The following is an 18,230-nucleotide window of genomic DNA, read 5'->3' as shown; positions in this document are numbered from 1 at the left end:
TTATCGGTTCTTTTTTGGAACTGATTAGATAGTCAGTTTCTTTTTGGAACTTGTCAAGCTATCCTGTGGCCCTGTACGAACGAGGAGTCGAGTATGCGTTGGGAAGAGTTGGACCAGCAGCCCTGTTCATTGTCCCGCACCCTGGCGGTGGTCGGTGACCGCTGGACCTTGCTGGTGCTGCGCGATTGCTTTCTCGGCGTTCGCCGTTTCGATGAGTTTGAAAAGCGCCTTGGGGTCACCCGTCACGTATTGGCTGATCGCCTGAAGAAGCTGGTCGAGTACGGAGTCTTGGCCAAGGTGCCCTATCAGCAGCGACCGCTGCGCGAAGAGTACCGGTTGACCGAGCGCGGGCTGGAGCTGCATTCGGTGATGCTGGCGCTGGTCAGCTGGGGTGACCGGCACATGGCCGACGAGCGGGGCGCACCGATCCGCCATATCCACAAGGGCTGCGGCCAGGTCATGCGACCGGTGACGGTCTGTTCCGAATGTGGTGAACCGGTAGCGGCGCGGGATGTGCAGATCGAGGTGGGAGATGGCTGGCAGGATGCGACTGGCGAGCTCATTCCCCCGAGGTTGGCGCGCCAGGCGGGGAATCAGGATCGCTGATCCAAGCGCTGCTTTTCTCCCATCTGGTCAGATGATCAGAACAGCCGGGCAAGCAGTGCGGTCACGGCGGTTTCTACCCGCAGGATGCGTTCACCCAACTGTACCGGCTGCAAGCCGGCGGCGCAGAGCTTGTCCACTTCGTAGGGGATCCAGCCGCCTTCCGGGCCGATGGCCAAGGTGACGGGGCCAGCCAACGCCCTTGGGCAGGCGGGGAAGTCGCCGGGGTGGGCTACCAGTCCCGTGGTCCCGGCTACCAACGCCGGGAGCTGGTCTTCGACAAAAGGCTTGAAGCGTTTCTCGATGCGCACGCTGGGCAGCACCGTATCGCGCGCCTGCTCCAGGCCCAGCAACAGATTCTCTCGAATCACCTCAGGCTGCAGGAAGGGCGTCTGCCAGAAGCTCTTTTCCACCCGATAGCTGTTCAGCAGGATGATCTCGGCCACGCCGAGTGTGGCGCAGTGCTGCAGGATGCGGCGGAACATCTTGGGGCGCGGCATGGCCAGCAATAGAGTCAGGGGCAGCTTGGCGGGCGGTGGCTGGGTCAGGTTGATCTGCAGCTCGGCCTGCTGCTGGTCCAGCGCTAGCACGGTGCCTTTGCCCATCAGGCCGTTTACTTCCCCGACCCGCAAGCTGTCGCCGACGGCTACCTGCTGGATCTCCAGCATATGCTGCAGGCGCCGGCCGCTCAGCCGCACCTGCTGCGGAGCAATGAAATCCTGCTCCTCAAGCAGCAACAGGTTCATGCGGAGGGGGTGTCGTCTTCGGTTTCGGCCTCGGTCGTGCGGGTCACCGGTTTGAGCAGCCCGGCGAACAGGATTCCGACCTCATAGAGCAACCACATGGGGCCGGCCAGCAGCGTCTGGGAGATGATGTCCGGCGGGGTCAGCACCATGCCGATGACGAAACAGCCGACCACCACATAGGGCCGAATCTGCTTGAGCTTGGCGACGTCAACCGCGCCGGACAACACCAGCAGGACCGTGGCCACCGGAATCTCGAAGGACAGACCGAACGCCAGGAACAGCGTCATGACGAAGTCGAGGTAGCTGTTGATGTCGGTCATTACCGTCACCCCTTCGGGGGCGGCGCTGGTGAAGAAGCCGAACACCAGGGGGAACACCACGAAGTAGGCGAACGCCATGCCGGCATAGAACAGGATGATGCTCGATGCCAGCAGCGGCAGGGCGATGCGCTTCTCATGCTTGTACAGACCGGGCGCGATGAACCCCCAGATCTGGTGCAGGACAAAGGGCATGGCCAGGAATAACGCGCTGATCAGCGCCAGCTTGAACGGCGTCAGGAAGGGCGAGGCCACATCCGTGGCGATCATGCTGGTGCCTTCGGGCAGGTAGGCCCGCAGCGGCTCGGAGATGAAGGTATAGAGGTCGTTGGCGAAGTAGAACAGGCCGGCGAAGATCAACATCCAGATCAACACGATGCGCAGCAGGCGCGAACGCAGTTCGGTCAGGTGCGCGACCAGCGGCATCTCGCCGAGGTTGGTCTGGATCGGGGACTTTTTACTCATTTGGGTGCAGTCGGATCATCGTCAGTGGGGCGGGCAGCCGTAACGGCCACCGATGGAGTGGGCTCGGCCGGTGCCGGAGTATCGACCTCGGGCGGCTCGGGCCTGGTCTCGTCAGCTGTCGCAGTGATGTTGCGTTTGACGTTGGATTCACCCGGCTTCTTCTTCGCCAGATCGGCCATGATCTTTTCGTTATGCAGGGTCTGGCGTATTTCGTCAGCCCCCAGCTCGCGCTCTACCTGGCTGCGTACATCCGCCAGGCTGCGCTTGATCCGCCCCAGGTACAGGCCGGCCATGCGCACCGCACCGGGCAGGCGCTCGGGGCCGAGCACCAGCAGGGCGACGATCGCCACCACCAGCATTTCCAGAAAACCGATATCGAACATGGACCGTCAGTCCTTGTGGGGTGTGGATTCCGTTTTCTTCTCGGCCTGGACATCCAGCGTTTCGCCCTGCTTGTCTTCCACGGCGGGCTTGTCGTCATCATTCATCGACTTGCGAAAGCCCTTGATGGCCTCGCCGACGTCCGAGCCGATGCCTTTCAATCGCTTGGTGCCGAATAACAGGATGACGATCAGCAGGACGATCGCCAGTTGCCAGACACTGATTCCACCAAAACCCATCTCAACCTCCAGGGCAAAGCCCTATTCGTGTGTGCGCGCTGCTTTTTCGGCCAGGCCGGACAAGTCAAAACGCCGTTCCAGTTCTTGCAGTACATCATCCGGGCCAAGGCCCAGATGACTGAGCATGACCAGGCTATGAAACCACAGATCGGCGGTTTCATAAATCAGCTCGCTTTTGTCCGCACTGTGCTGACAATCCTTGGCCGCCAGCAGGGTTTCGGTGCATTCCTCGCCAACCTTTTCCAGGATCTTGTTCAGACCCTTGGCATGCAGGCTGGCGACATAGGAGCTGTCCGCTGCTGCTTGTTTGCGCTGCTCCAGCACCTCGGCCAGACGCGCCAGAGTGTCATTCATGCTTGTGCTCATAGATATGTTCCGGGTTTTTGATGACAGGATCACTATCCTGCCAGTGACCATCCCTGAAAACCTTGTAGAAGCAGCTTTCCCGACCGGTGTGGCAGGCAATGCCGCCGCGTTGCTCGACCTGCATGATGATCACGTCGTTGTCGCAATCCAGGCGCAGCTCATGCAGCACCTGTATATGGCCCGACTCTTCACCCTTGCGCCACAGCTTGCGCCGGGAGCGGGACCAGTAGACGGCGCGGCCTTCCGCTGCGGTGAGTTGCAGCGCTTCGCGGTTCATCCAGGCGACCATGAGTACGCGGCCGCTGGCGGCGTCCTGGGCGATGGCGGGGATCAGGCCGTCGGCGTCCCATTTGATGCAATCCAGCCAGTCGGTATCGGTTCGGGTATCGGTCATATCGGTTGGTCGTCAGAGTCGTTTCGGGTTGCTGCCGTCGCGCCGCAATACCAGCCAGCCCCCGGCGGCCAGTAACAGCCAGTACATCGGCTGGGCCTCGGCCCACAGGTTCATGTCCGTGCCCAGGCCGTTGGCGCCCAGTGCCACCAGCACCACACCGATCACCCGCAGGGCGAGAGCATCGCTGTGACGGCCGGCGGGGGCATGGTGATCCCGTTGGGCGATATTGTCCAGCGCCCGGTGGGTGGTTTCCAGCAGCGGCGGGATGCGCTCCAGGTGCTGCCGCAGGTTCTGCAGCTGATGCCGCGGACCAGCGCGCTCACGCATCCAGCGCTCAAGATAGGGTTTGCCGGTGCTCCACAGATCCAGATCGGGGTACAGCTGGCGCCCCAGCCCCTCGATATTAAGCAGGGTTTTCTGCAGTAGCACCAATTGCGGTTGCACTTCCATGTTGAAGCGCCGGGCGGTCTGGAACAGGCGCAGCAGCAACTGGCCGAAGGAGATGTCCTTCAATGGACGCTCGAAGATCGGTTCACAGACGCTGCGGATGGCGGCCTCGAATTCGTTGATCCGGGTTTCCGGTGGCACCCAGCCGGAGTCGATGTGCAGCTGCGCCACGCGGCGATAGTCGCGCTTGAAGAAGGCCATCAGGTTGCGCGCCAGATAGGTCTGGTCCTCCGGCGTCAGGCTACCGACGATGCCGAAGTCGATAGCGATGTACTGCGGTTCCTGCGGCTGATGGCGGGAGACGAAGATATTGCCCGGGTGCATGTCCGCGTGGAAGAAGCTGTCACGGAACACCTGGGAGAAGAACACTTCGACGCCGCGCTCGGCCAGTTTCTTCATGTCCGTGCCCTGGGCGCGCAGGGCGTCGATATCGGTCACCGGGATGCCGCTGATGCGCTCCATGACCAGCACCTTGTGGCGGCACCAGTCCCAATAGATGGTCGGCACATAGAGTACCGGCGAGCCGAGGAAGTTACGCCGTAGCAGCGAGGCGTTGGCGGCCTCGCGATACAGGTCCAGCTCGTCGAAGATGGTCTGCTCGTAATCGCGTACCACTTCCACCGGACGCAGCCGCCGCCCCTCGCGGGAAACGCGCTCCAGGGTGCGCGCCGCCAGGTACAGCCATTGGATATCCTGATGGATGACTTCTTCGATCCCCGGGCGCACGACCTTGACGACCACATCGCTGCCGTCATGCAGCAGGGCGGTATGTACCTGGGCGACGGAAGCCGAGGCCAGTGGCGTATCGGAAAACTCGGCGAATACCGCTTCGATCGGCATGCCCAGCTGTTCTTCGATACGCTGGCGTGCCTCATCGGAGGGGAAGGGCGGTACCTTGTCCTGCAGGAAGGCCAGTTCGATGGCGATGTCGTCGGGCAGCAGATCGCGGCGGGTCGACAGGATCTGGCCGAACTTGATGAACACCGGGCCCAGGCTTTCCAGGGCCAGGCGCAGGCGTAGGCCGCGGCTCAGGTCCCGGGGTGCCGGATACAGCTTCCATGGCCCGAACAGCATCAGCCGGCCATACCAGGGTAGCGGCAGTGGCTGGATCAACTGATCCAGACGGTAGCGGGTAAACACCAGCAGAATGCGAAACAGGCGCAGAAAAGCGGTCAGGTTCATGCGTCGTCAGGTCCCGTTTCAGGCAGCTCAAGGCGGCGTATGCGCGCGTCCAGCCGGTCCAGCTGCAGGCGCAATTCATGGATCGACGCAGCGGCGGCGTCGGCTTCAGCGCGGCCGACCAGTTGCCGGCCCTCTTCAGTGAGGTATTCACCGACCGCGCGTTGCAGGCTCTGCCGGGTGGTGCCGAGCCAGTTCCGACTACCACGCGCCAGATTGCCGAGGGCATGCGCGGCAACGGGTCCCAGCCAGCGGGCCAGGGCGGCCTCTCCATCGATCTGCAGGTCGTTGAAAATGTTCTGCAGCTGCACCAGCACCTGGGTATCCCCGGTCAGTTCCAGCTCCGGTGACAACAACAGTTGCTGGCGGTTGCTGCTCAGCGCCAGGCGGGCCAGCAGGCTCGCCGGTGCGCTGAGGGTGCAGTCGACGTCGTACTCATAATGCTGCGCCAGGCGAACTCCGCCGTGCCCCGGCAACAGGTACAGCTGCAGGTCGGGCTGGCGTACGCACAACAGGATGGCGCGCCCCTCCAGGGTCGCCAGTCGCTGGGCGGTCAGCGGGTCCTGATCGATGGCCAGTGCAAGACTGCGCTCGACACCGGCCAGCAGGGCGGTGCTCAACAGCATCAGGGTTTGATGCCCCGGTGCAGGGCCACGATGCCACCGGTCATGTTGTGGTAGGTCACCCGGGCGAAACCAGCGGTTTCCATCATGCCCTTGAGGGTTTCCTGATCCGGATGCATACGGATCGATTCGGCCAGATAGCGATAGCTTTCCGGATCGCCGGTCACCATGCGGCCGATCAGCGGTAGCATGGTGAAGGAGTATTGATCATAGGCCTTGGACAGCAGCTCGTTCTCCGGTTTGGAGAACTCCAGCACCAGCAGGCGCCCGCCGGGCTTGAGCACACGCAGCATGGAAGCGATGGCGTCTTCCTTGTGGGTGACGTTGCGCAGGCCGAAGGCGATGGTGATGCAGTCGAAATGGTTATCCGGGAAGGGCAGCTTCTCGGCATCGGCCTGCACGAAACGCACATTGCCGGCTACGCCCTTGTCCAGCAGGCGGTCGCGGCCGACGCGCAGCATGGAGGCGTTGATATCAGCCAGCACCACTTCGCCGGTCGGGCCGACCAGGCTGGAGAACTTGCGTGTCAGGTCGCCAGTGCCGCCAGCGATATCCAGCACCCGGTTGCCGGGACGCACGCCGGACAGCTCGATGGTGAAGCGTTTCCAGATCCGGTGGACGCCACCTGACATGAGGTCGTTCATCAGGTCGTATTTGGCGGCGACCGAATGGAAGACCTCGGCCACCTTGGCGGCCTTTTCCGATTCGCGAACGGTCTGGTAGCCGAAGTGGGTAGTGCGGTCTGTGCTGGACTTGTCTGTCATGGGAGCATCTGCCTTGGCAAATTGATGGGCCATTCTACCTGTATTTGCGGGCCCGGAGGGGCATTTAATGTCGCATGCAGGCGCACGATGCGGCATGCTATGCGTCTTTTTTCAACCATACTGGAAGGGACAGAGATGGCAACCGTAGAAATCACCCGCGAGCACGCATTGGGCAAGGAAGCAGCGAAGGAACGCGCCCAGAAAATGGCCGATAAGCTGGCTGCCAAGCTGGATGCCAAATGCACCTGGCAGGACGATGAACTGACGTTCCAGCGCAGCGGTGTGGATGGCAGCATCCTGGTTGGCGAAGACAGCGTCCGGGTAGCCGTCAAGCTGGGGATGATGCTCACCCCGATGGCCGGCATGGTGAAGGGTGAGATCGAGAAGGCGCTGAACAAATATCTCGCTTGACGCAGCGCAATAGCGCTCGGCGTGACCTCTGCTAAGCTGGATAATCTCATCGGCAGCGGCTCACAAGGAGTCTATTCATGGCGGACAAGAAGAAGCGGGAAGGCAAGGATAATGATTGGGTGGAAGGTCTGGAGGGGTATTCCCGGCAGATCTGGCTGGCGGGCCTGGGTGCTTACACCCGTATGGGCAAGGAAGGCGCCAAGCTGTTCGAATCCCTGATTCGAGACGGTGAGCAGGCAGAGAAATCGGCCAAAGCCGAAACCGGCAAAAGCGCCAGCAAAGGCACCCGCAGCAAGAAGGACCCGCTGGATGGCGCGCGGGCCAAGGTGGACAAGGCGCGGAGCAAGCTGACGGACAAGTTCGGTGGCCTTGAGGAGATGTTTGACAAGCGCGTGGCGGGCGCGGTCGAGCGGCTGGGTCTGGCGCGTCAGGAAGAGCTGCGGGCGCTGGAGCAACGTGTTGCCGAACTGACCCGTGCGGTGGGGCAGCGCAGTACCAAGCCGGCCGCTGCCGCCAAGCCGACCCGTACTGCCCGCAAGCCGGCGACGGCTGCCGCGGCAACTGCCAGTTCCACCGTGATCGCCGATTCGGTGACTCAGGCAGCAGCCGAGGCGGCGACGCCAGCCAAGGCTACGCCCAGGCGGGCCAGGTCGGCTGCAGCCAAGCCTGCTGCGAGCAAGCCGGCCAGCACCAAGGCGGGAGCCACCGCACCGGTGAAGCCTGCCACCCGCCGCCGTGCTACCGCGCCAAAGGCCGCCACCCGCGGCAAATCCGCGCCGGCACCGGCCACTGATGCCGAACCGGGCAAACCGACGGAGCAGTGATGCCAGGTCCGCCGCCCTGATGACCCTGGGCGGCGGGCCTTTATCTGCTCACGGCCTTACAGCATCACCTTCACCACCGACACCTCCGGATCACGGCTGGCGCCGGCAGCTTGCAGTTGCTCGAGATACTCCTGCCACAGTGCGTCCTGGTGCTCGCCCAGTTTCAGCAGATAGTCCCAACTATACAGTCCGCTGTCATGGCCATCGTCGAACACCAGTTTCAGTGCGTAATTGCCGGCCATCTCTACGGCGGTCAGGGCAACATTCTGCTTGCCGGTCTGCAACACTGGCCGGCCATGACCCTGTACCTCCGCCGAGGGTGAGTGCACCCGCAGAAACTCCGCCGGCAGGCTGAACTGCCGGCCATCGGCATACTCCAGCTCCAACGTGCGGGACGCCTTGCGCAGCTTGATCTTGCTCGGTATCGGACTGGTCATGGCGGGCTCCCCGACGGTATCGTGTTACAGGATATAGCGGGACAGGTCTTCATTGACCGCCAGCTCGCCCAGGTGCTCGTTCACATAAGCGGCGTCGATCACCAGCTTCTCGCCGTTCTGCTTGGCAGCCAGATCGGCGGCGCCGAACGAAACTTCCTCCAGCAGACGCTCCAGCACGGTGTGCAGGCGACGGGCGCCGATGTTCTCGGTCTTCTCGTTGACCTGCCAGGCAATTTCCGCCAGTCGGGCCACGGCGTCTGCAGCGAATTCGATTTCCAGCCCTTCGGTCTGCAGCAGCGCCCGGTACTGTTCGGTGAGCGAGGCATCCGGCTCGGTGAGGATGCGCTCGAAGTCCGCCGGTGACAGCGACTGGAGCTCGACACGAATCGGCAGACGGCCCTGCAGCTCGGGAATCAGGTCCGACGGCTTGGACAGGTGGAAGGCGCCCGAGGCGATAAACAGGATGTGGTCGGTGCGCACCATGCCGAACTTGGTATTGACCGTACAGCCTTCGATCAACGGCAGCAGGTCACGTTGCACGCCCTCGCGGGAGACATCCGCACCGCCGCCGCTGTTGGCGCGTTTGCTGACCTTGTCGATTTCGTCGAGGAAGACGATGCCGTTCTGCTCGACTGCATCAATGGCGCGGCTCTTCAGGTCATCTTCATTGACCAGGCGTGCGGCTTCCTCATCGCGGATCAGCTTGAAAGCTTCCCTGACCTTGAGCTTGCGGCTCTTGCGCTTGTTCTTGCCGAAGCTGGAGAACATGTTCTGCAGCTGGCTGGTCATTTCCTCCATGCCGGGCGGCGCCATGATTTCCACGCCTACCGGGGCGTCGGCCACCTCGATGTCGATTTCCTTGTCGTCCAGCTGGCCTTCGCGCAGGCGCTTGCGGAACAGCTGGCGGGTGCTGCTGTCTTCGCGCACCGGCTCATCGCTGGTGCCCTGGCGTGCCGGCGGCAGCAATGCGTCGAGAATACGTTCCTCGGCGGCATCCTCGGCGCGGTGGCCGACCTTGGTAATTTCCTGCTCGCGCAGCATCTTCAGCGCGGCGTCCACCAGGTCACGGATGATGGATTCCACATCCCGGCCGACATAGCCGACTTCGGTGAACTTGGTTGCTTCGACCTTGATGAAGGGCGCCTGGGCCAGGCGTGCCAGACGGCGGGCGATCTCGGTCTTGCCGACGCCGGTGGGGCCGATCATCAGGATGTTCTTCGGGGTGACCTCATGGCGCAGCGCATCAGGCAACTGCTGACGACGCCAGCGGTTGCGCAGGGCGATGGCGACCGCGCGCTTGGCTTCCTGCTGGCCAATGATATGACGGTCCAGCTCGTGGACTATTTCGCGGGGTGTCATGGACATGTGCAGATTCCCGGGCGCCTCAGGTATTGGCGTCCAGCTCCTCAATAGTGTGATGCTGATTGGTATAGATGCAGATTTCGCCGGCAATGTTCAGGCTGGATTCGACGATCTCACGGGCCGATAACTCGGTGTTGCGCAGCAGGGCGCGGGCCGCTGACTGAGCGTAGGGACCGCCGGAGCCGATGGCGATAATGCCTTCTTCGGGCTCGAGCACGTCGCCGTTACCGGTAATGATCAGCGAGGCATCCTTGTTGGCCACGGCCAGTAATGCTTCGAGGCGGCGCAGGGTGCGGTCGGTGCGCCATTCCTTGGCCATTTCCACGGCGGCGCGGACCAGTTGACCCTGGTGTTTTTCTAGGTGGCCCTCGAAATGCTCGAACAGGGTGAAGGCATCGGCCGTGCCGCCGGCAAATCCGGCGATCACCTGGTCGTTGTACAGGCGGCGGACCTTGCGGGCATTGCCCTTCATTACGGTGTTGCCCAGGGATACCTGGCCATCACCACCGATTACCACTTTGCCGTGGCGGCGTACTGAAACGATTGTAGTCACGCGCAGCTCCTGTTGGCTGGTCAGATAGCGCAGCACGCCGGGCGTGCTGCCTTTGCCGTTATCTGGGGGCTGCTGGCGTTGAATTCAAGACGTTGGGACGGCCGGATGATAGCCGGGGAGGGATGCCGGCAGTGCGAGCTGCCGGCGGCTGGGTCTCAGCGGTTGGTGGTGCGCTGCTGCCGGAGCAGGTTGCTGAAGCCATTGCCGGCCAGGGTCTGTTCGGCCTGGGCCAATTTGCCCTGATCGCCGAAGGGGCCGACTTGCACCCGGTGCCAGGTTTCGCCGTTGGCCAGCTTGGCGTCTTCCAGTCGCACATCCAGCCCCATGAGCAGGATCTGGGCGCGAACCCGGTCTGCCTCGCTGCGCTGGCGGAATGAGCCGGCCTGCAGATAGTACTGGGTGCTGGAGGTCGGTTTGGCAGCTACTTCCGGTTCGGCTTTCGCCGCTGGTGGTGGCGGCGGAGCGGGCGGGGCCTTGGGCACCACCACTTCTGACTCGGGCAGCAGGGTGTAGAAGTCGTAGCTGGGGCCGGCCGGCTTGCTGGGGGCCGGCGCTACCGCAGGCTGGGGCGAGGCGGTATTGCGTTTTACCGTCTCGCGGCCAGGCTCCAGCTGAAACAGAAAGGCGACGAACAGGCCCAGAACCACCCCGCATACGGCAATCAGCCAGGTAGGCACTCGTCGGCTGGGTTTGGACCGGGCGCGACTGGCGCCGCGACGGGGTGTCTTGCGTGCTTTGGCCATGCGACTTACATGCGCTCCAGAGTAGTGATGCCGAGCAGGTTAAGGCCTTGGCGCAAGGTGCGTCCAGTCAGTGCAGCCAAACGCAGACGGCTGTCACGCTGGGCCTGGTCCTCGGCGGCCAGGATCGGGCAGTTTTCGTAGAAGCTGGAAAAGCGGCCGGCCAGCTCGTACAGATAATGGCACAGCGAATGCGGCGTGCCTTCGCGGGCCACGTATTGCAGCAGGCTGCCGAACTGCGCGAGGTGGGCAGCCAGATCGATCTCGGGCTCGTCCTGCAATACCAGCGGCGCGAGCTCGTCCAGCTGCGACATGTCGCGGTCGATCTTGCGGAACACGCTGGCGACCCGGGTATAGGCATACATCAGATAGGGCGCGGTGTTGCCTTCGAAGCTGAGCATCTGTTCGAAGTTGAAGTTGTAATCGCTGCTGCGGTGCTTGGACAGGTCCGCGTACTTGACCGCGCCGATACCCACGGCACGGGCGATCTGCTGCAGCTCGGCGCTGTCGAGCTCGGGGTTCTTCTGTTTGACCAGTTGGTAGGCCCGTTCCTCGGCCTCGTCCAGCAGGTCGATCAGCTTCACGGTGCCGCCATCGCGGGTCTTGAACGGCTTGCCGTCGGCGCCGTTCATGGTGCCGAAGCCCATATGTTCCAGCTGCATGTCAGGCGAGACGAAGCCGGCCTTGCGGGCTACGGCGAACACCTGCTGGAAGTGCAGCGCCTGGCGCTGATCGACGAAATACAGGACGCGGTCAGCGCCCAGCACCTGCTGACGGTAGCGCATGGCGGCCAGGTCGGTGGTCGCGTACAGGTAGCCACCACCGGCCTTCTGCACGATGACCGGCAGCGGCTTGTCCTCGCTGTTGCGGAACTCATCAAGGAAGACGCAACGCGCGCCTTCGCTCTCGGTCAGCAGGCCGGTCTGCTGCAGACTGTCGACCACGTCGGCAAGCTGGTCGTTGTAGGCACTCTCACCGCGCACATCAGCGGGCGTCAGGCTGACTCCCAGGCGATCGTACACCGCCTGGCAATGGCCCAGGGAAATGCTGTTGAAGCGGTTCCACAGTTCCAGGCATTGGGCGTCGCCCGCCTGCAGTTGTACGACCCGTTCGCGGGCACGGTCGGCAAAGGTCTCGCTTTCATCAAAGCGCTTCTTGGCCTGGCGGTAGAAGTTCTCCAGATCACCCAGCTCGGCTTCGGCGGTAACCGGGTTCTCTTCCAGGTAGGCCAGCAGCATGCCGAACTGGGTGCCCCAATCGCCGACATGGTTCTGGCGGATGACGTCGTGACCGAGGAATTCGAGCACTCGCGCCATGGCGTCGCCGATGATGGTCGAGCGCAGGTGCCCGACGTGCATTTCCTTGGCCAGGTTGGGGGAGGAGTAGTCCACTACCACGCGCTGGGCTGGCTCGGCCTGGGGCACGTTCAACTGCGGATCGTCCAGCGCCTGCTGCAGCTGCGCAGCGAGCCAGTCGCGGGCCTGGAAGAAGTTGATGAAGCCGGGGCCGGCGATACTGACCTGAGCCACTGCATCGCTGTGCGGCAGCGCGGCAACCAGCTGTTCGGCCAGGTCCCGGGGCTTCATGCGGGCGGGCTTTGCCAGCATCATCGCCAGGTTGCTGGCAAAGTCGCCGTGGCTCTTGTCCCGGGCGGTTTCCACCTGAATATTGGGGGAAATGTCGCTGGGCAGTACACCTTGGCTCTGCAGGGTGCTGACGGCGTTGGCGAGCAACTGGCTGATCAGGTTTTTCATAGGTAATGGAGTATCCGGCAACGGCCTGTGGAAAACCCGGCATTATCCGACTTAACGGGCTGCTTGCCAAATCCCTCTGTCTGGCAGTGCGCTTAGGGCTTAGAACATATCCAGCGGATCGACATCAATTGACCAGCGCACGCGGCGGGCCAGGGGGTGCTGCTCCAGTGCCGCCAGCCAATGGTGCAGCAATTGATGCAGGATCGAGCGTTGCCCGGCCTGGACCAGCAACTGAGCGCGATAACGGCCGGCGCGACGCTCCATGGGCGAGGGCACTGGGCCGAGCAGCTCGACATCAGCGATGTCCAGGCTGGCAATCAGCTGCTCCGCCAGTGTGCAGGCTTCATCGAGAAACTGGTTGGTCTGCGCTGAAGAGTTGGATTCGGCGCGCAATAGGGCCATGAAGCTGTAGGGCGGCAGCTGCGCAGCGGCACGGCCTGCCAGTTCCCGCTCGGCGAAGCGGTCATAATCATGCTCGGTCAGATCCAGCAGCAACTGGTGTTCGGCCATGTGGGTCTGGATCAGCACCTGGCCGGGTTTGTTCGCCCGGCCAGCGCGGCCAGCTACCTGGATGATCAACTGCGCCATGCGCTCGGGGCCGCGAAAGTCAGCGGAAAACAGGCCGCCGTCGGCATCGAGGATGGCCACCAGGGTCACGTCGGGAAAGTGATGCCCCTTGGCAAGCATCTGGGTGCCCACCAGCACGCAGGGAGCGCCACTCTGGATGCGTGCCAGCATGCTCTGCATGGCCTGTTTGCGCGCCATGGTGTCGCGGTCGATGCGCAGGATCGGAAAGTCCGGAAAGCACTCGGTCAGGTGTTCCTCGGTGCGCTCGGTGCCGGCGCCGATAGGGCGCAGGTCCTGGCTCTGACATTTGGGGCAGCAGCGATCGACCGCGCGCTGACTGCCGCAATGGTGGCAGTGCAGCTGTGCGGGTGACTGGTGCAAAGTCATGCGCGCATCACAGCGGCGGCACTCGGCCATCCAGCCGCAGTCATGGCACATCAAGGTCGGAGCGAAGCCGCGGCGGTTGATGAAGACCAGCACCTGGTTGCCCCGCCGCAAATGTTCACCCATCAATTGGATCAGTGGGCGCGACATGCCACCTTCCAGTGGTCGGCTGCGGATATCCAGGCATTGAATGGTCGGTGGGCTGGCATTGCCCGCGCGCTGGGTCAGGCGCAGCCGCTGATAGCGCCCGCGCTGGACGTTATGCAGGCTTTCGAAGGATGGCGTGGCGGAGCCGAGAATCAGCCCGACCTGCTCCAGGTGGGCGCGATAGACAGCCAGGTCCCGAGCGTTATAGCGCAGGCCTTCCTGCTGTTTATAGGAGAGATCGTGCTCTTCATCGACGATGATCAGGCCAGGCCGCGCCAGGGGAGTGAAGATGGCCGAGCGGGTGCCGATGACGATGCCGGCTTCGCCGTCGCGAGCGGCAATCCAGGCATCGAGGCGCTCGCGATCATTCAGTCCCGAATGCAGTATGACTACCGGTACGCTGAAACGGCGGCGAAAGCGCTCCAGGGTCTGGGGTGTCAGCCCGATCTCGGGGATCAGTACCAGCGCCTGACGCTGCTGTTGCAGGCAATGCTGGATGGCCTGTAGGTAGACTTCAGTCTTGCCGCTGCCAGTGACGCCTTCCAGCAGCCAGGCATGGAACCCATCGCCCGCGGTAATCGCATCCAGCGCGGCCTGTTGTTCGCCATTGGGCGACAGCGGTGTTTCCTTTAATAGCGGCTGGGGTTCGCTGGTGTGGTGCGGCGATTGATGGATGCGCTGGGCCAGGCCCTTGCGTTCCAGCGATTCAAGGGCGTCGCGGGTCAGCCCCCACTGGCTGATGAGTGCGTGCGACAGGCCATGGGGATGTCTGCTGAGGGTCTGCACCGCCTCCTTCTGCTTCGGCGCCCGGCTGATTGCGGGGTGCTCGGGGTAGGCGCCGGGGAGCAGTTGCCAGAGCATGTCCTGACGAGCCATTGCCGGCTCACCGCGCCGCAGCAGCACCGGCAGGGCGCTGCTCAAGGTGTCGCCGAGGCCATGTTGGTAGTAGCTTGCAGTCCAGCTGCAGAGCTTCCACAGGCTGTCGGGCAGTAGCGGGCTGTGATCGATCAGTTCGCTGGCGCGCTTGAGCTTGCCCACCGGCACGCTCGACTGATCGCTGATGGCTGCGATCACGCCCACCATCTGGCGGTTGCCGAAGGGTACGCTGACGCGCAACCCCACCTGCAGATCGTCCAAACGCAGGCCCGCCGGCGCCCGGTAATCGAACAGGCGGCGCAGGGGAGAGGGAAGGGCAATCTGGAGAATCGGTCCTGACACTGTGACATCCCGTTCTGACAAGCCGTGATGGTAGCATTGCCTGCCGCGATATTCAGCGCCTCCCCGCCGCGGCATGCGTAATGCTTGCGCGGCAGCGGAATTCTGTTATCATCGCCGGCCTGTTTTCCGGTCCATTCGATTGTTCGATGCCGGATGCGTCATTACAGTGCGGTGCCTGATCAGGTTGGTCCGGTGGCGGCACACAAAACCGAGGAATCATCCATGAAAGCTGATTTGCACCCTGCGTACGAAGAAATCGAAGCCACCTGTGGTTGCGGCAATGTCATCAAGACCCGCTCCACTCTGGGCAAGAGCATCTATCTGGACGTCTGCTCCGCATGCCACCCGTTCTACACCGGCAAGCAGAAGGTTCTGGATACCGGCGGCCGTATCGAGCGCTTCAATCAGCGTTTCGGTGCTGTTTCCAGCAAGAAGTAAGATCGACGGGCCATTCAGTGGTCATGTCCGATTCGAAAAAGGCGCTCCGTTGGGGCGCCTTTTTTATTGCCTGGCTGGCAGCCATGCCAGCGCTGGCTGGTACCTGTGGTGGTTCGCCGGATATTGGCGAGCCGGTGGTCAATCGGTATGTCATCGATGGGGATACGCTGGAGTTGGTTGATGGTCGGCGCGTGCGCCTGATCGGCATCAATGCGCCGGAGATCGGTCGTCGCGGCAAGGCCTCCGAGCCGTATGCACAGCGGGCTCGGACTGAGCTCGAGCAGCTCGTTGAGAAGGCTGGGTTGCGGTTGCTGGTAGGTGAGGATGCGCAGGATGATTACGGTCGTACGCTGGGTCATCTGTTCGATATTCAAGGTGCCAATATAGAGGCGCAGTTGCTGCGTAGCGGGATGGGCTTCGCCATAGGTATTCCGCCCAACCTGGCATTGCTCGATTGCCATTTGCGGCAGGAATCCCTTGCCCGGGAGGCTGAGCTGGGAGTGTGGCGACAAGCGCCGATCATCCAGGCTGCCGAGGTGCGTCAGGGAGGTTTTCAATTGGTTCGGGGGCGCGTGCTGTCGATCGAGCGGGCTGGACGTTATTTCTGGCTTGAGCTTGATGGATCGTTGGTGTTGCGTATTGCGGCGGACCAGCAGGGCTTCGGTCAGCTCGACAGCTGGCGGGGACGTTCGCTGGAGGTGCGGGGGTGGGTCGTTGATCGGGGAACGCGGCGCCGTGACCATAAGCGCTTTATGTTGCCGCTGCGCGAGCCGAAAATGGCAAATTTCGATTGATTGGCGGTAATGCCGGAAGAAGCGCGCAAGATCGCTGCAGGTAGTGGTGATGTTGGAATGATCTTGTGAGCGTTAGGGCTTTTCTGTATTCTCGATTGTCCGCAACATAATAAAGCTACTTCACCGGAAACGTAATCATGTCTGATCTGAGAACTGATGCGCTCGAATATCACGCCAGCCCGCGTCCGGGCAAATTGAGCGTCGAGCTGACCAAGCCTACTGCCACTGCGCGTGATCTGGCGCTGGCTTATAGTCCGGGTGTTGCTGAGCCCGTGCGTGAAATCGCCAAGGACCTGGATAACGCCTACAAGTACACTGGTAAGGGCAACCTGGTTGCGGTTATTTCCGATGGTACGGCTATTCTCGGTCTGGGCAATCTCGGCCCGCTGGCTTCCAAACCGGTCATGGAAGGCAAAGGGGTGCTGTTCAAGCGTTTTGCTGGTGTCGACGTTTTCGATATCGAAGTCGAATCCGAAAGCCCGCAGGCGTTCATTGATACCGTCAAGCGTATCTCCTGCACCTTCGGTGGAATCAACCTGGAAGACATCAAGGCGCCCGAGTGCTTCGAAATCGAGCGCGCGCTGATCGAGCAGTGCGATATCCCTGTTTTCCATGATGACCAGCACGGTACCGCCATCGTGACCGCCGCGGCGATGATCAATGCGCTGGAGCTGGCCGACAAGAAGCTGGAAGATGCCAAGATCGTCTGTCTGGGTGCTGGTGCGGCCGCTGTTGCCTGCATGAAGCTGCTGGTCAGCCTGGGCGCAACCATCGAAAACATCTCCATGCTCGATCGCAAGGGTGTTATCCATGCCGGTCGTGATGACCTGAATGAGCACAAGGCTATCTTCGCTTCGGAAACCGACAAGCGCACATTGGCCGATGCAATGAAGGGTGCTGATGTCTTCGTTGGCCTGTCCGGTCCCAATTTGCTGCAGCCAGCCGAACTCAAGCTGATGGCGGAAAACCCCGTCGTATTCGCCTGCTCCAACCCGGATCCCGAGATCAGTCCTGAGCTGGCCCATGCGGCGCGCCCGGATGTGATCATGGCTACTGGCCGGTCCGACTATCCGAACCAGGTCAACAACGTGCTCTGCTTCCCCTTCATCTTCCGTGGTGCCCTGGATGTGCGAGCTTCCCGCATCAATGACGAAATGAAGATGGCAGCAGTGCACGCCATTCGCGAATTGGCCAAGGAGCCAGTGCCGGCGTATATCACTGAAGCCTACGGCGGATTGGAGATGGAGTTTGGTCGTGAGTACATCATTCCCAAGCCCATGGATGTGCGTCTGATTGAAAAGGTCCCGGCTGCGGTGGCCAAGGCTGCTATCGACAGCGGCGTTGCGCGTCTGCCCTATCCGGCGCACTACCCGCTGAAGTCGGTCGAAGACTGTTTCTGATCGGCTCATGAAGCCCTGCCTTGTGCAGGGCTTTTTGTTGGGTGAAATATTGCTGCAACAAAAGGCTTGACGGCATTTGTCAGCAGCCTATAATGCGCCCCTCGCAAGTCGCTGAGCTTTTCCAAAAGCCCAGGCCAATCAATAAGTTAGCGATAACTTGAGGGTTGACAGGCAAGCGAAACGGCGTAGAATGCGCCGCTCACTGAAGAGGCCGGCAACATCGCTTTTTCAGGGTGAGAAAGGATTTTCAGGAAGGCGTTGACACGGGGTATGACTCCTGTAGAATGCGCCTCCCTGGCCCGGAACAGCAGCAGTGTTCCAGGCCGATGTGTCAAGCGGTGCAGCGCTGCAAAGCCTCACAAAAAAAAGCTTGACAGATCATAAGGTTGGCGTAGAATGCGCGGCCTTGGTTAAGCGGAAACGCGGACCGAATCGCTCTTTAACAAATTGGAATCAAGTAATTCGTGTGGGTGCTTGTGGATGTCGTGATGATCGCAAGATTATCAGCCTACAAGTAACTCGTGAATTCATGAGTTTAGTAAGCTGAGCCAAGTTTAGGGTTTTCTCAAAACCCATGCAGTTTTTAACTGAAGAGTTTGATCATGGCTCAGATTGAACGCTGGCGGCAGGCCTAACACATGCAAGTCGAGCGGAAGAAGGGAGCTTGCTCCCGGATT

The 18,230-nt window shown here is 61.9% G+C and carries 21 protein-coding genes and 1 rRNA gene; 7 read left to right on the top strand and 15 right to left on the bottom strand.

Annotated features, from left to right (window positions below; genetic code table 11):
* Nucleotides 1-93 precede the first annotated feature (93 nt).
* Nucleotides 94-606 (top strand): winged helix-turn-helix transcriptional regulator, encoded by a 513-nt coding sequence (locus BM267_RS06460; RefSeq protein ID WP_074779234.1) that lies wholly within the window; start codon nt 94-96, stop codon nt 604-606.
* Nucleotides 607-641: 35 nt separating this feature from the next.
* Here BM267_RS06460 and BM267_RS06455 read toward each other — a convergent pair whose 3' ends face one another.
* From BM267_RS06455 to ubiE, 9 genes are read right to left on the bottom strand one after another with little or no spacing between them, the layout of a single operon-like run.
* Complete coding sequence (locus BM267_RS06455) at nt 642-1,349, bottom strand: 16S rRNA (uracil(1498)-N(3))-methyltransferase (protein WP_074779236.1); 708 nt, start codon at nt 1,347-1,349, stop codon at nt 642-644.
* Entirely contained in the window at nt 1,346-2,131 is a 786-nt protein-coding gene (gene tatC, locus BM267_RS06450; protein WP_036991312.1) for a twin-arginine translocase subunit TatC, read from the bottom strand. The genes BM267_RS06455 and tatC overlap by 4 nt, the downstream gene beginning before the upstream one ends.
* Nucleotides 2,128-2,514 (bottom strand): Sec-independent protein translocase protein TatB, encoded by a 387-nt coding sequence (gene tatB, locus BM267_RS06445; RefSeq protein ID WP_074779238.1) that lies wholly within the window; start codon nt 2,512-2,514, stop codon nt 2,128-2,130. Before tatB ends, tatC begins: the two co-directional genes overlap by 4 nt.
* Before the next feature lie 6 nt (nt 2,515-2,520).
* Nucleotides 2,521-2,751: a twin-arginine translocase TatA/TatE family subunit gene (tatA, locus tag BM267_RS06440; RefSeq protein ID WP_036991309.1), complete on the bottom strand. Its 231-nt coding sequence runs from the start codon at nt 2,749-2,751 to the stop codon at nt 2,521-2,523.
* 21 nt (nt 2,752-2,772) lie between these two features.
* Entirely contained in the window at nt 2,773-3,105 is a 333-nt protein-coding gene (locus BM267_RS06435) for a phosphoribosyl-ATP diphosphatase (RefSeq protein WP_074779241.1), read from the bottom strand.
* On the bottom strand, nt 3,098-3,511 hold the full coding sequence (hisI, locus tag BM267_RS06430) for a phosphoribosyl-AMP cyclohydrolase (RefSeq protein WP_036991304.1): 414 nt from the start codon (nt 3,509-3,511) through the stop codon (nt 3,098-3,100). Before hisI ends, BM267_RS06435 begins: the two co-directional genes overlap by 8 nt.
* A gap of 12 nt (nt 3,512-3,523) precedes the next feature.
* The gene (gene ubiB / locus BM267_RS06425) at nt 3,524-5,140 is read right to left on the bottom strand and encodes a ubiquinone biosynthesis regulatory protein kinase UbiB (RefSeq protein ID WP_074779243.1); all 1,617 of its coding nucleotides are present in this window, start codon (nt 5,138-5,140) and stop codon (nt 3,524-3,526) included.
* Nucleotides 5,137-5,763, bottom strand: a complete 627-nt coding sequence (locus tag BM267_RS06420) for a ubiquinone biosynthesis accessory factor UbiJ (RefSeq protein WP_083392454.1) — start codon at nt 5,761-5,763, stop codon at nt 5,137-5,139. The genes ubiB and BM267_RS06420 overlap by 4 nt, the downstream gene beginning before the upstream one ends.
* Nucleotides 5,763-6,524 carry a bifunctional demethylmenaquinone methyltransferase/2-methoxy-6-polyprenyl-1,4-benzoquinol methylase UbiE gene (gene ubiE, locus BM267_RS06415; protein WP_036991993.1) on the bottom strand — a complete coding sequence of 254 codons (762 nt, stop codon included), beginning with the start codon at nt 6,522-6,524 and terminating at the stop codon, nt 5,763-5,765. The genes BM267_RS06420 and ubiE overlap by 1 nt, the downstream gene beginning before the upstream one ends.
* A gap of 135 nt (nt 6,525-6,659) precedes the next feature.
* On the opposite strand from ubiE, the gene BM267_RS06410 reads away from it, so the two are divergent.
* Together BM267_RS06410 and BM267_RS06405 are read left to right on the top strand one after the other, a co-directional pair.
* Complete coding sequence (locus tag BM267_RS06410) at nt 6,660-6,935, top strand: polyhydroxyalkanoic acid system family protein (RefSeq protein ID WP_036991298.1); 276 nt, start codon at nt 6,660-6,662, stop codon at nt 6,933-6,935.
* A gap of 77 nt (nt 6,936-7,012) precedes the next feature.
* Entirely contained in the window at nt 7,013-7,759 is a 747-nt protein-coding gene (locus BM267_RS06405) for a phasin family protein (protein WP_074779246.1), read from the top strand.
* A 56-nt stretch (nt 7,760-7,815) separates the two neighbouring features.
* On the opposite strand, the gene BM267_RS06400 is transcribed toward BM267_RS06405, so the two are convergent.
* The 6 genes from BM267_RS06400 to BM267_RS06375 form a co-directional block, all read right to left on the bottom strand.
* Nucleotides 7,816-8,196: a gamma-butyrobetaine hydroxylase family protein gene (locus BM267_RS06400; protein WP_074779249.1), complete on the bottom strand. Its 381-nt coding sequence runs from the start codon at nt 8,194-8,196 to the stop codon at nt 7,816-7,818.
* 24 nt (nt 8,197-8,220) lie between these two features.
* Nucleotides 8,221-9,561, bottom strand: coding sequence for an ATP-dependent protease ATPase subunit HslU (gene hslU / locus BM267_RS06395; RefSeq protein WP_074779251.1), 1,341 nt, complete (start codon nt 9,559-9,561; stop codon nt 8,221-8,223).
* A gap of 19 nt (nt 9,562-9,580) precedes the next feature.
* Nucleotides 9,581-10,111 (bottom strand): ATP-dependent protease subunit HslV, encoded by a 531-nt coding sequence (gene hslV / locus BM267_RS06390; RefSeq protein ID WP_036991992.1) that lies wholly within the window; start codon nt 10,109-10,111, stop codon nt 9,581-9,583.
* Between the two features lie 155 nt (nt 10,112-10,266).
* Nucleotides 10,267-10,854, bottom strand: a complete 588-nt coding sequence (locus BM267_RS06385) for an SPOR domain-containing protein (protein WP_074779253.1) — start codon at nt 10,852-10,854, stop codon at nt 10,267-10,269.
* A gap of 5 nt (nt 10,855-10,859) precedes the next feature.
* A complete protein-coding gene (argS, locus tag BM267_RS06380; protein WP_074779255.1) occupies nt 10,860-12,605 on the bottom strand; it encodes an arginine--tRNA ligase in 1,746 nt (581 codons plus the stop codon).
* Nucleotides 12,606-12,704: 99 nt separating this feature from the next.
* Complete coding sequence (locus BM267_RS06375) at nt 12,705-14,921, bottom strand: primosomal protein N' (RefSeq protein WP_074779257.1); 2,217 nt, start codon at nt 14,919-14,921, stop codon at nt 12,705-12,707.
* 222 nt (nt 14,922-15,143) lie between these two features.
* On the opposite strand from BM267_RS06375, the gene rpmE reads away from it, so the two are divergent.
* From rpmE to BM267_RS06355, 4 genes are all read left to right on the top strand, one after another.
* A complete protein-coding gene (gene rpmE / locus BM267_RS06370; protein WP_036991287.1) occupies nt 15,144-15,359 on the top strand; it encodes a 50S ribosomal protein L31 in 216 nt (71 codons plus the stop codon).
* Between the two features lie 23 nt (nt 15,360-15,382).
* Nucleotides 15,383-16,153, top strand: coding sequence for a thermonuclease family protein (locus tag BM267_RS06365; protein ID WP_074779258.1), 771 nt, complete (start codon nt 15,383-15,385; stop codon nt 16,151-16,153).
* Between the two features lie 137 nt (nt 16,154-16,290).
* Nucleotides 16,291-17,553 carry a malic enzyme-like NAD(P)-binding protein gene (locus BM267_RS06360; protein WP_036991285.1) on the top strand — a complete coding sequence of 421 codons (1,263 nt, stop codon included), beginning with the start codon at nt 16,291-16,293 and terminating at the stop codon, nt 17,551-17,553.
* 584 nt (nt 17,554-18,137) lie between these two features.
* Nucleotides 18,138-18,230: ribosomal RNA gene (locus BM267_RS06355) — 16S ribosomal RNA — on the top strand; the annotation flags it as partial.

The sequence above is a fragment of the Halopseudomonas bauzanensis genome, assembly GCF_900114735.1.
Taxonomy (GTDB): Bacteria; Pseudomonadota; Gammaproteobacteria; order Pseudomonadales; family Pseudomonadaceae; genus Halopseudomonas; species Halopseudomonas bauzanensis.
Note: the sequence above shows the minus strand (reverse complement) of the source record. Positions and strands in the feature narration are given on the sequence as shown.

Coding starts and splice junctions, on each gene's coding strand:
- BM267_RS06460 (WP_074779234.1), top strand. CDS start 94: ATGCGTTGGGAAGAGTTGGACCAGCAGCCCTGTTCATTGTCCCGCACC.
- BM267_RS06455 (WP_074779236.1), bottom strand. CDS start 1,349: ATGAACCTGTTGCTGCTTGAGGAGCAGGATTTCATTGCTCCGCAGCAG.
- tatC (WP_036991312.1), bottom strand. CDS start 2,131: ATGAGTAAAAAGTCCCCGATCCAGACCAACCTCGGCGAGATGCCGCTG.
- tatB (WP_074779238.1), bottom strand. CDS start 2,514: ATGTTCGATATCGGTTTTCTGGAAATGCTGGTGGTGGCGATCGTCGCC.
- tatA (WP_036991309.1), bottom strand. CDS start 2,751: ATGGGTTTTGGTGGAATCAGTGTCTGGCAACTGGCGATCGTCCTGCTG.
- BM267_RS06435 (WP_074779241.1), bottom strand. CDS start 3,105: ATGAATGACACTCTGGCGCGTCTGGCCGAGGTGCTGGAGCAGCGCAAA.
- hisI (WP_036991304.1), bottom strand. CDS start 3,511: ATGACCGATACCCGAACCGATACCGACTGGCTGGATTGCATCAAATGG.
- ubiB (WP_074779243.1), bottom strand. CDS start 5,140: ATGAACCTGACCGCTTTTCTGCGCCTGTTTCGCATTCTGCTGGTGTTT.
- BM267_RS06420 (WP_083392454.1), bottom strand. CDS start 5,763: ATGCTGTTGAGCACCGCCCTGCTGGCCGGTGTCGAGCGCAGTCTTGCA.
- ubiE (WP_036991993.1), bottom strand. CDS start 6,524: ATGACAGACAAGTCCAGCACAGACCGCACTACCCACTTCGGCTACCAG.
- BM267_RS06410 (WP_036991298.1), top strand. CDS start 6,660: ATGGCAACCGTAGAAATCACCCGCGAGCACGCATTGGGCAAGGAAGCA.
- BM267_RS06405 (WP_074779246.1), top strand. CDS start 7,013: ATGGCGGACAAGAAGAAGCGGGAAGGCAAGGATAATGATTGGGTGGAA.
- BM267_RS06400 (WP_074779249.1), bottom strand. CDS start 8,196: ATGACCAGTCCGATACCGAGCAAGATCAAGCTGCGCAAGGCGTCCCGC.
- hslU (WP_074779251.1), bottom strand. CDS start 9,561: ATGTCCATGACACCCCGCGAAATAGTCCACGAGCTGGACCGTCATATC.
- BM267_RS06385 (WP_074779253.1), bottom strand. CDS start 10,854: ATGGCCAAAGCACGCAAGACACCCCGTCGCGGCGCCAGTCGCGCCCGG.
- argS (WP_074779255.1), bottom strand. CDS start 12,605: ATGAAAAACCTGATCAGCCAGTTGCTCGCCAACGCCGTCAGCACCCTG.
- rpmE (WP_036991287.1), top strand. CDS start 15,144: ATGAAAGCTGATTTGCACCCTGCGTACGAAGAAATCGAAGCCACCTGT.
- BM267_RS06365 (WP_074779258.1), top strand. CDS start 15,383: ATGTCCGATTCGAAAAAGGCGCTCCGTTGGGGCGCCTTTTTTATTGCC.
- BM267_RS06360 (WP_036991285.1), top strand. CDS start 16,291: ATGTCTGATCTGAGAACTGATGCGCTCGAATATCACGCCAGCCCGCGT.